Source organism: Staphylococcus croceilyticus (assembly GCF_002902575.1).
GTDB lineage: Bacteria > Bacillota > Bacilli > Staphylococcales > Staphylococcaceae > Staphylococcus > Staphylococcus croceilyticus.
Window position 1 is genome coordinate 21,579 of sequence record NZ_PPRD01000073.1, and the last position, 6,984, is coordinate 28,562.

Consider the following 6,984-nt stretch of genomic DNA (forward strand, 5'->3'; position numbering starts at 1 on the left):
TTTCATTTTCCCTCTTCACTATAATAATATTCTTATTTTAGCAAATCGCGTCAGCTAACGTAATACTTTGGACTGGGAAATTAAAATATAGAATAAAGCTGGTATGCCAAGCAGAGCTAAAATAATGCTTGCTGGAATTTGTACTGGATTAATAATAATGCCTCCTATCCAATCTGCAAATAACATCATTGTCGCACCAATTAAAATATTAAGAGCCATTTGCATCCCTATGGTATAACGCCAATAGTAGCGACGTATAAGTTGAGGTATAACCATGCCTATAAACCCAATTACACCAACATACGCGACAGCAATAGCAGTCATAATTGAAGCCAATGTAAGCACGATAAATGTAACTCGCTGAACATTTAACCCAAGAGATTGACTCTTTAACTCACCTAGTTGTAGTAACTTAATGGATGGTATCATCCCGCATATAATAGCCACGCTAGGTATTGCCACTACACTAATGTAAATCATCTCTTTTGTTTCAGCCGCAGCAAAGCTTCCAAAGAAATAATTAGCAATTTGATTCATCTGACTAGGTTTAATTAACACTAATATATATAACAACGCATTAAATAATGCCCCAATCATTAAGCCAGTCACAATTAATATTTTGACGGGGTAACCTTTAAAAACCATTGTCGCAATGGTTAAAACAATGATTAACGTCAAGATACTAAAGGCTATTGAAAAAATAGGAAACCAAATAAATGAAAGTCCTAAAAATAGCGCTAAGCCTGAGCCAAATGTCGCACCACTAGCCAATCCAAGTGTGAAACTATCAGCAAGTGGATTATTCAATACAGTTTGAAACATTTGCCCTGCCACCGTTAAAATAGCACCGGTAACAAGCGCCTCAAGCGTTCTAGGTATCCTCACTTTGTAAAGAATGGTTTGATTAAATGAATCATTTAATGATCCTAATTCCCAACATAAACTTAAACTCGTTATGACACATAAACATAAAATCCAAATTATAAATGTAACGTAAAATTTCTTTGTCATAATCTCCACTCTGTCATATGTTTAATATATTGCTTATTATAACTAATATTTAAAAAGTGGTGTAGCTCATCAATACATTGAACTACACCACTTTAATATTTTAGTATTCAATATTTAACGTTTATAAATAGCGTCTTTTAATTGTTTTAATCCCTCATCAATACGTGGTCCTGGTCGAGAAATTTCATCGCCATTGACAGTTTCAACACGTCCATTTTTAACCGCATTAATTTGGCTGAAACCGTCGCGTTGCTTAATAATTTTATAATAATCTGCTATAGAAATACCCGCTGTTGAAATTAAAATATCAGGATTTTTCTTAATGATACTTTCTTTATCAACGGCTTTCCAACCTTTGATATTTGAAAAGCTATTTTCAGCGCCTAACTTTTCAAGCATATCATTAAAGAATGTATCTTTACCGGCTGTATAGATTTCAGGTTTAGATGATACTTCCATAAAGACGCTTTGTTTTTTATTATGTCTTGGAACTGACTTAATCACTTTATCGACATTTCGTTTTGTTTCATCTACTAAGTCGTTGGCTTCTTTTTCACGTCCCGTGACTTTACCGATTTGCTTAAATGTATCATATGTTTGATTAAGTGATTGTGCATCTTTAACATAAACCACTTTTACCCCACTGTTTGCTACACTATCTAGAATTTTTTTAGAAGACCCTTTTTGAGATTCATGAGCAAGAATTAAATCAGGTTTCGCTTTTAGTAACGCCTCTTTATTTAAATTCATTGCATCAAATTGTTTTTTGCCTTTTTTAACGTCTTTAGGATAATCATCTACAGTTGAAACACCTACAATATTTTTTCCTAATCCTAATTCATATAAAATTTCAGTATTACTTGGCATTAAGGAAACAATGCGTTTATATGATTTGGCATTCGTTTTACCATCTTTAGAAGATGTCTGTTCTGTTGATTTGTCTGATTGTTGATTTTGTTTATTTCCTTCTTTATGTTGATTAGTTTGCCCGCATGCTGCTAAAACAATCATTAATGCTAGAAGTATAAACCACACCTTACTATTCTTCATCGAAACACTAAACCTTCCCTTCCTATTTCTATGTATATATTTATCATACCAAATTATTTTTCTAATTTAATTGAATTTTAAATATTTCATTGTTTAATTTTATATTATTGTATGTTTTACTTATTTTTTCCGAAAAGAAGGCACAATAAAGACACCGATAATTTCTTAATGTAGAAATAATCGGTGTCGCTGTAATCAATTATTCACCTTTAGGATTTGGACCATATTTATTCATACCCGGTTGACTATCTGTAGCACAATATACGACTGCAATAATTAGTAGAATTAATAAAGCTATCGAAATAGCCACAGATATGATGCTTGCGATTATGAGGCCTACGCCTGTATAGTAACTATCCATAGAATAGTCCACATAATCGCCAATCAACATTCGCATCTTTTGTAACAACATAAAAATAAATAGAATGAGCGGGATTGTCATCGTACGACCAACGTCGTGAAAGCGGCGCACTGACATCGTGAATATTCCTATAAAAATCACTAGATCAATAATATTATAAATTATTTCAAAAAATCCTTCTGCACCAAAACTCAAAGATAATAAATCAAAAATTAGGCTTAAAATAATTAAAATAATAGTGGTGTCCAAAATTGCAAACCAATAATGGCGTCGTCTTGTGCGTCCATGAATGTTAAAGTAATTCTTCCAAAATAATTGAAAAGCTTCAACCATTGCTTAATCTCCTTTAAATGTGTTTATTAATTCAATCATTACACATTTTAGAACTTAAGCAAACAGTTTATTGAAGATATGCTTGAATTGCATCTGCAATAAATTGATTAAGGTTATCATTGCGTCCTTTATTAATATTTTTCGCAAAACGTTCGTCATTTTCATAAGTGAGAGCTATATACTCTAAAAATTGATTATCTACATTAGGTACTTGAGTGCGTAAAATACCTTTTAATTTTGTGATATGTTGACATACTTGTCTGTCATTAACTTGTTGCTCATTTTCTAGGAAATAATTCATTTCATCGAAGAATTGGTTGAGTTGATGGTTAATGTCTTTATCATTGCGCTGGTTATCCGTGTTATTTAACATATTACGTTGTTCTTTAAAGGCTTGATAGTATTTTGTATCGCCATATTTCATTTCTGCTTCTTTATCATATTGTCGTTGAATATCATAATCATCAAATTTATCCATATTAATCTCCTCATTTTTATGATTTTTGAGATGATGATTTAGATAGTTAATCATTTGATTAAGTTGATCTCGTTTTTGCACAAGCTGACTAACGTTTTCATCCAAAATTTTATTTTTTTCAGAAGGACTTTTATCAAAATAGCTTTGAATATGGTTAAGTGATAAATTTAGCTCTCTTAAAAATAAAATCGTCTGAAGTTTGGCAATATCTTGTGTTGAATAGTACCGATAGCCATTGTCTGTAACAAGACTCGGTATGAGTAATTTAATTTCATGATAATAATGTAACGTACGTGTACTGACACCTGTGATTTGGCTTATTTCTTTAGGGGTAAAAAAATCTTTTTTCTTCATTTGTTGATAGACCACCTTAACGTTTAAATCTTTTATGATTAACTTATATTCATCATCTATAAAGGAGTATGCGCTATGACGTAACGTTAAGGTCAACCTTTTTCTACAAAATATTTATCTAAAAATGTATAACGTTGTTCTCCTTTTCCATTAAAATAATTTTTCCCAAAATTATCCAATAAAGCATGGAATTCATTCGCATCTTGATTTGTAAAATGAGAAGGCAATGTAATTTGTTTTTTAAATTTATCGTAACTTTCTGTATGAGCATAACCTAACCTACTATACAAACGTCTCGTGTAACTATCAGGAATAAACTCGATACCTTCAAAGACATAGACAAGTAAAACATCAGCTGTTTCGCTACCAATGCCTCGAATTTTTAGTAATTCTTTTCTTAATTTGTCGCCATATTTTTGAGCAATTTTCTTATAATCAAAATTAAATTGATTTAACCACTGAAATAAAGCGTGAATGGCTTTTCCTTTATTTTTATAAAATCCGCTAGAACGGATGACTTCTTGTAGTTCTTCTAATGGCAAGTCCAAAATCTTTTGAGGTTCAAATTGCGTTTTCTCTCTTAATCTTAACAATGCCATATCCGCATTTTTCCAGTTTGTATTCTGTACAAGAATTGCCCCAAGCATCATTTCCTCCGGCGTTTCTGCTGGCCACCAACCTTGTGGGCCCATGTGATTCAATAGTTCTTTATAAAGTGTTTCTGTACTAAGCATCTCTATTTCCACTCCATTCATCACATAATAATACCCTCACAAATCGAAATTTATGAGGGCATAACAATATTATTTAAAATAATTTGATTATATACAATTACATAGATTCTGGTGCTGAGACACCCACTAAAGCTAAAGCATTGTGTAATGTAATTTTAACTGCTTCGACTAATGCCACGTGGGCTTTTGTTTTTTCTGCATCCTCTGTTAATACTTTTTCAGCATTATAGAATTTGTGGAATGCAGAAGCTAAATCTTGAATATAATTTGTTAAGCGATGTGGTGCGCGACTTTCTGCCGAACTTTCAATAGTTGGTTCAAATTCAGCAACTTTCTTCAATAAGTCAATTGCTTTTTCATTCGTGATTGTTGAAAAGTCTGCATCAGTTGTAACTTCAACACCTTGTTCTTTCGCTTGTTTCAAGATTGAACAGATACGTGCATGCGCATATTGTGCATAATAAATAGGGTTATCTTGTGATTGTTCTTTCGCAAGTTCTAAATCAAAGTCGAAGTGTGAATCTGGGCTACGCATTGTTAAGAAGTAACGTGCAGCATCAATACCTACTTCATCCATGATTTCGCGTAATGTAATCGCATTACCAGTACGTTTACTCATTTTCACTTCTTCACCGTTTTGCATTAAACGTACCATTTGCATAATTTGGATTTCAAGACGATCACTATCTACGCCAAATGTTTCAAGACTTGCTTTAAGACGATTAATATAACCATGGTGGTCGGCACCCATTAAATCGATTAAGATGTCATTACCACGATTGATTTTATTGTAGTGATAAGCAGTGTCTGGTGTGAAGTAAGTGTAATTACCATCTTTCTTGATTAATACACGGTCTTTATCATCTTTAAAGTTTGACGTACGTAACCAAGTCGCACCATCCGCTTCATATGTGTAACCTAATTGATCCATTTTGTTTAACGTTTCTTTAATCGCACCGTTTTCATATAAAGATGTTTCACTGAACCAATTATCGAAATGTACATTGAAATCTGCTAAGTCTTTTTTCAATTTATCCATTTCATAATCGACACCTAATTGTCTAAATGTTTTTAGACGTTCTTCATCAGAGTAGTCTTTCATTTCAGGATGTTTATCTGCTAAATCTTTACCGATTTCAATAATATCTTTACCGTTATAGCCATCAGCTGGCATTTCGTGGCTAGTATCTCCAAGCGCTTCAAAGAAACGTGTTTCAATGGAACGTGCTAAGTTAGTAATTTGATTACCAGCGTCATTAATATAGTATTCACGAGTTACATCATAGCCAGCAGCAATTAAAATATTTGCTAAAGAATCACCTACAGCCGCATTTCTAGCGTGACCAATGTGTAAATCACCAGTTGGGTTAGCAGACACATATTCTAACAAGATTTTTTTATTTTTAGATTCTTCAGCATAGCCAAATTTGTCGCCTTTATTAATCGCTTCTGGAATTACTTCTGTTAAATATTGATTATCTAAGTAGAAGTTAATAAACCCAGGACCTGCGATGTCTACTTTTTTAACATTGGCTTTACTTGTATCCAAATTATCAACAATCGCTTGAGCAATCTCACGTGGATTACGTTTAGCGATTTTAGTTAATACCATCGCGATATTAGTTGAATAGTCTCCATTTTTAGTATCTTTTGGAATTTCAATTTTAATTTCAGGAATATCTTCAGCAAGTTCAGCTTTTTTTATACTTGTTTCAATCTCTTGTACTAACGTATGTTTTACTTGTTCAATAATATTCATTAGCCTATCTCCTTATAATTAATTTCATATTGATATGAGCCCATTTTTTCATCATTTTGATGTAACTCGTATTGAATTTTCAACTTTCCACCATTGTCATTAACGAAGTGAAGTATACTACGTGTTTTCACTGTTAATGGAATACGCCCAGCTGGAATGTCATAAAGTGTTGTTGTTTCTTGACCTTCAATAAAGTGGAGATTCATATTAATATCACCTTTGCGTATTAATTTTACACCACTTTCTTCAATTTTAATCGTCACATTAACAACCGCTTCTTCAATTTGTTCTTGATAACGAATGTAGTCAGCATTCTTTTTCTGCCAAAATCCTTGTGCTGCAAACTCAAATTTTTGCTTCTCACCATTTTGTTTTAAGACTTGTTTCGTTTGAATGTTTATATTCTTATCCAACGTTAGACTCACCTTAATTTCTAAATAATACACATCATTATAGCATAAAATAGGTGGTGCTTGTAGTTGATAGATATAGGTTATTAAGAGTCCGGGACATAAAGTTCTTGGATAAGTAAATAAAGACAATTTCTATTGAAATAATATAGAAATTGTCTTTTTTATAATTTTTTTGATTATTTTCAGCTCGTTGAGCTGTTACTTTTCTTATATTAAGTGCCATTAGCACAAATCCTAGTTCTCTTTTGGCTTTATCTATCCCTCGAACAGACATTCGAGTGAAACCCAAAATAGCCTTCATAAATCCAAAAACAGGCTCCACATCAATTTTTCTTTGGCTGTAGATGGCTTTTGTTTTTGGTTCTGAAAGCTTTTTATTAATTTGGGCTTTAAAGTATTCCCAATTATAATTCTTCATTATTTTTTTATTTATTTTTGAATTGAAGTTCATACATTGGTGTTTCAGAGAACACTCTGAACAATTATCACAT

General features: G+C 32.2%; 8 protein-coding genes. All 8 read right to left on the bottom strand.

What is annotated here, in order from left to right; all coding sequences use genetic code 11:
• Positions 1 to 54: 54 nt before the first annotated feature.
• Positions 55 to 1,011, bottom strand: coding sequence for a FecCD family ABC transporter permease (locus tag CD128_RS08985; RefSeq protein ID WP_103329627.1), 957 nt, complete (start codon positions 1,009 to 1,011; stop codon positions 55 to 57).
• A gap of 114 nt (positions 1,012 to 1,125) precedes the next feature.
• Positions 1,126 to 2,061 carry an ABC transporter substrate-binding protein gene (locus CD128_RS08990; RefSeq protein ID WP_103329628.1) on the bottom strand — a complete coding sequence of 312 codons (936 nt, stop codon included), beginning with the start codon at positions 2,059 to 2,061 and terminating at the stop codon, positions 1,126 to 1,128.
• Positions 2,062 to 2,260: 199 nt separating this feature from the next.
• Positions 2,261 to 2,755 (bottom strand): DUF805 domain-containing protein, encoded by a 495-nt coding sequence (locus CD128_RS08995; protein ID WP_103329629.1) that lies wholly within the window; start codon positions 2,753 to 2,755, stop codon positions 2,261 to 2,263.
• Between the two features lie 67 nt (positions 2,756 to 2,822).
• Entirely contained in the window at positions 2,823 to 3,587 is a 765-nt protein-coding gene (locus CD128_RS09000) for a MerR family transcriptional regulator (RefSeq protein ID WP_103329630.1), read from the bottom strand.
• A 92-nt stretch (positions 3,588 to 3,679) separates the two neighbouring features.
• Complete coding sequence (locus CD128_RS09005; protein WP_103329631.1) at positions 3,680 to 4,321, bottom strand: endonuclease III domain-containing protein; 642 nt, start codon at positions 4,319 to 4,321, stop codon at positions 3,680 to 3,682.
• Between the two features lie 97 nt (positions 4,322 to 4,418).
• A complete protein-coding gene (argS, locus tag CD128_RS09010; RefSeq protein WP_103329632.1) occupies positions 4,419 to 6,080 on the bottom strand; it encodes an arginine--tRNA ligase in 1,662 nt (553 codons plus the stop codon).
• Positions 6,080 to 6,493, bottom strand: a complete 414-nt coding sequence (locus tag CD128_RS09015; protein ID WP_167797495.1) for a YwiB family protein — start codon at positions 6,491 to 6,493, stop codon at positions 6,080 to 6,082. Before CD128_RS09015 ends, argS begins: the two co-directional genes overlap by 1 nt.
• Positions 6,494 to 6,530: 37 nt before the next feature.
• Positions 6,531 to 6,984: transposase (locus CD128_RS09020; protein ID WP_231917284.1), on the bottom strand; the 454-nt coding region annotated here is incomplete at its 5' end.

Bases quoted from the DNA above. Each gene is read 5' to 3' on its own strand.
- CD128_RS09005 (WP_103329631.1), bottom strand. From the start codon at position 4,321: ATGCTTAGTACAGAAACACTTTATAAAGAACTATTGAATCACATGGGC.
- CD128_RS08990 (WP_103329628.1), bottom strand. From the start codon at position 2,061: ATGAAGAATAGTAAGGTGTGGTTTATACTTCTAGCATTAATGATTGTT.
- CD128_RS09000 (WP_103329630.1), bottom strand. From the start codon at position 3,587: ATGAAGAAAAAAGATTTTTTTACCCCTAAAGAAATAAGCCAAATCACA.
- CD128_RS08995 (WP_103329629.1), bottom strand. From the start codon at position 2,755: ATGGTTGAAGCTTTTCAATTATTTTGGAAGAATTACTTTAACATTCAT.
- argS (WP_103329632.1), bottom strand. From the start codon at position 6,080: ATGAATATTATTGAACAAGTAAAACATACGTTAGTACAAGAGATTGAA.
- CD128_RS08985 (WP_103329627.1), bottom strand. From the start codon at position 1,011: ATGACAAAGAAATTTTACGTTACATTTATAATTTGGATTTTATGTTTA.